The following is a 3,375-nucleotide window of genomic DNA, read 5'->3' as shown; positions in this document are numbered from 1 at the left end:
CTTTGCCCAAACCCACTGGGGAACTCTTCCCCAGACCCCCTCAATCGAACTCCCCAACCCCTCAATCCTTGAGGGGCTCCCTCGCCGGTTGGCAGGAACAAACGATAGTTTGTTCAATGCCAAGAGGGTTCGGGTATCGTTCAGTTGGTCAAGTCAAATACTCCCTTCGCTTCGCTAGGTCCGTTTTGATTGACCAACACAAACAACTACCTCTTATCTAGTTCCTCATTAACTCTCTTTAATTCTAATAAAAAAAACACTCTAAATGAGTGCTTTCTTTAGCTCATCCGTTCCATCTTTCTTCATAACATCACATCCCTTAGTTTTTTTACTAACAAACTAAGACTACGAAATATTGAAAATATATACAATAAATTAAATATTTCTCCAATAATTACAAAATATTACAAATTAATAATTCGTAGTTTTGATAATTTACTAAAACTATCTTTTAAATTTCTCAGGTTGTTCAACTTTAAATGATATAACTTCCCCACAATCTAAACAAAATTCCACAAGTAATTTTGAATGTTTTTTAAATATTGATACTTTATTCGGCTCGTACACATGGGCTTGCTCAGAACCTAATACACCTTTTTTAAAATTAGAAGATCCACATTCTTTACAAACTATTGTTTTCATTACCAATTCCTCCTTACTAAGTTTAATAAAAATTTGGTTATTGTTTAAAAGAGTACAGGTGCTTTTCTTATCCTCTCAAACGTAAAATATTTACCTTAATATGTAAACAGAGTAATATTTTAGAAAAAAATAACTGAATACTCTGTATATCTAAATGGATAATTATACTTAGAATAATGTAAATATGTCCCCCTTGTTTTTGGGTGTGAGTGCTGGCTAGTCGTGTGGGGGCTAAACCCCACGAACTTAACGTAACTACATATAGAAAAAGCTGACTGCTTGGCTCGATAAGACTGGGTGGTTCGGCTGGTACAATTGCTAGTTCAAGTCGAACAACCTAAATCCTCGTTTTTGGTATGTTCGGCTTGGCGACATGCCTATACCTGCCGAAATCCACTTATCAATGGTGAAGCGTAGCGAAAAAGGTGGAGATTTTTGAGAGATTTTTTCTCAAAAATACTACCTGTCCATTGATAAGTGGATAGCCCATTAATAGATATAGAAAGAACAACCTAATGTTCATTTTTTTTGTTTTTGTGAACGTCATGTTTTGATAAAACATGACGTTCACTAGTGCGAAATAAGAGCTAAAAATCCCACTTGAAATTGTGTAATTTCAAGTGGGATTTTTAGCTCTTATTATAAAAGACACAAAGGGAGTTTAAAAAAACCTTTATTTGTAAGGTTTTTTTAAACTTAATAGTTACCATATTTGGTATTGATGTTACCATATTTGGTATGTATAATAGTTACCATATACGGTAACTATCTATAGAGGGAGGTTAAAAAGTAATGTCATCATTAGATAAAGATATCTTTATCGAAGTACCTGATGAAGAAACAGGAGAAATCCAACAATATTTATTAACTCCAGCTAAAAAGAAAAAAGTTTATAAGGGGGATTGGGTCATGGTGTTTCAAGAAGGATTAACACATGTTGCAAAACTCAATTTAAAAGGTGAAACATTACGTGTTTATATGATCCTATTATCAAAACTAGATTATGAAAATTGGTTAAGAATTAGACAAAAAGACATAGCTGAAGAATTAGGAATGAAACCTCCCCATGTTTCAAGAGCAATTAAAGAACTTTCTAATCATGGAATTTTAGTTAAAGGTCCTAAAGTAGGTGCTTCTAATACATATCGTTTAGATCCCTCATTTGCTTTTAGAGGACGAGATAAAAATTTAGAACAAGTTCGAAAAGAAGTGAAACACCTTAAAATCATAAAATAGTTGGTGTTAACCCAAAAAGTACCCAAATATGAATTTTATGGGTACTTTTTGGTGTCTTTTTCATCGTTCTAAATCTATGTTTTTATTTCTATTTTTCCTTTTTGGTTGCAAGCCTTTTGAAGCAAGATCATATCCTTTTCTTTCATGTTCTGTTAAATTATTTTCACTAAATCGAGTATTACTAAATGGATTTAAAGTGATGTTCACTTTCTTCTTGCAATACCCTACAATTTGTTGAAACTTCTCTACCCCTTGAGGAACTCGTTCTCTATAAAACTCCTGCATTTGTGCAAATAACTTTTGAAATCTCTCGTATTTCGCTTTATACGGCTCTAATTCTTTTTTCTCTTTCTCTAATCGTTTTATAGTTGTATGTAAATCTGTATGATTCACTTTCAATGCATGATTTTGCCTCTGCAACGTCTCATTTTCTCTTTTAAAGGCTTCTGATGCTTTTGCAAGGGTTTTAATCCTTTGGAAATCTTCTAAGCCAATTTCGACCGTTTTAGAGCGTATGAGACCCCCTTTTTCTTTCACAGGCATCTCTTCTACTCGTTTCCCTACTTTAACAGCTCTTTTTAAAACATTTAAACGATTTTGCATTTGCTGCATTGATTTCTCTATTTGTTGTTTTTCTAACTCTTTTTCTACAAGTGTATCTTGTAACACTTGAACCTCTTCTTTTGCCGTCAAAGCTTTAAAACGTGCGGTTTCAATATGTTTTTTATCACTCGATACTCCGCGCTCTAAATCAAAGCCTTTCTCCACCATATGAGCATGAAAATCATCCTGAAGTGAAACTAATTCTTTACGGTTAAAAATCTGTTTCGCTGATAACTTCTTTTCTTCCGTCACTGGAACCATTCCTACATGCATATGGGGCGTCTTTTCATCCAAATGTACCGCTGCATGTACAATGTTTTGTTCTCCATATCGTTCCTTAAGAAAGCTATAAGCTTCTTTAAAGAATTCTTTTTGAGAATCTGGATTCTCTTCACTTAAACGTTCAAAAAACTCTCTATCACTCGTTACTACAAATTCACACATCACAACTGCATCTTTTCGAATCGCTCGATTGGTCTCTACATTTTGTTCAATCTTTTCTTTTACTGTTTTCAAATAATCAATGTACTGATCGTTATGTAAATCATAATTCAAATGACTTTGTTCTTTTTCAATATCAGGATTTGTATGACTTTCTTTTTCTCGTTGATTATGAATCTGGATTCCTTTCACATCTCGCATCTTAAATTTCTGCATTCTACAAATGGCAAAACTCACGAATCCTCACCTCAACTTGTCCTAAATTTTCTCTTTATTTTGTTCTCGACCACTTTATAAAGTATATATACTTCTCTCCTGTTTTTCGGTGGACTTCCATGTAAAGTATAGCACACTATACTTTACTATCGTAAAGAGTGTGCCTCCTAAGGAGGGGGTTCGGCTTCGCCGAATAAGACCTTGGGCTTTGCCCAAACCCACTGGGGAACTCTTCCC

The 3,375-nt window shown here is 34.0% G+C and carries 3 protein-coding genes; 1 reads left to right on the top strand and 2 read right to left on the bottom strand.

The annotated features are described in order from the left end of the window. Positions 1-444 precede the first annotated feature (444 nt). Entirely contained in the window at positions 445-642 is a 198-nt protein-coding gene (locus tag Y7E_RS0106710) for a hypothetical protein (protein WP_017150521.1), read from the bottom strand. A 792-nt stretch (positions 643-1,434) separates the two neighbouring features. On the opposite strand from Y7E_RS0106710, the gene Y7E_RS0106705 reads away from it, so the two are divergent. Continuing rightward, positions 1,435-1,878 (top strand): helix-turn-helix domain-containing protein, encoded by a 444-nt coding sequence (locus Y7E_RS0106705; protein ID WP_017150520.1) that lies wholly within the window; start codon positions 1,435-1,437, stop codon positions 1,876-1,878. Positions 1,879-1,938: 60 nt separating this feature from the next. Here the strand turns inward: Y7E_RS0106705 and mobV are convergent, their stop codons facing one another. Then, the gene (gene mobV / locus Y7E_RS0106700; protein ID WP_017150519.1) at positions 1,939-3,159 is read right to left on the bottom strand and encodes a MobV family relaxase; all 1,221 of its coding nucleotides are present in this window, start codon (positions 3,157-3,159) and stop codon (positions 1,939-1,941) included. Positions 3,160-3,375: the final 216 nt, after the last annotated feature.

Origin of the sequence: Bacillus bingmayongensis (genome assembly GCF_000299035.1) — a bacterium.
Taxonomy (GTDB): Bacteria; Bacillota; Bacilli; order Bacillales; family Bacillaceae_G; genus Bacillus_A; species Bacillus_A bingmayongensis.
Note: the sequence above shows the minus strand (reverse complement) of the source record. Positions and strands in the feature narration are given on the sequence as shown.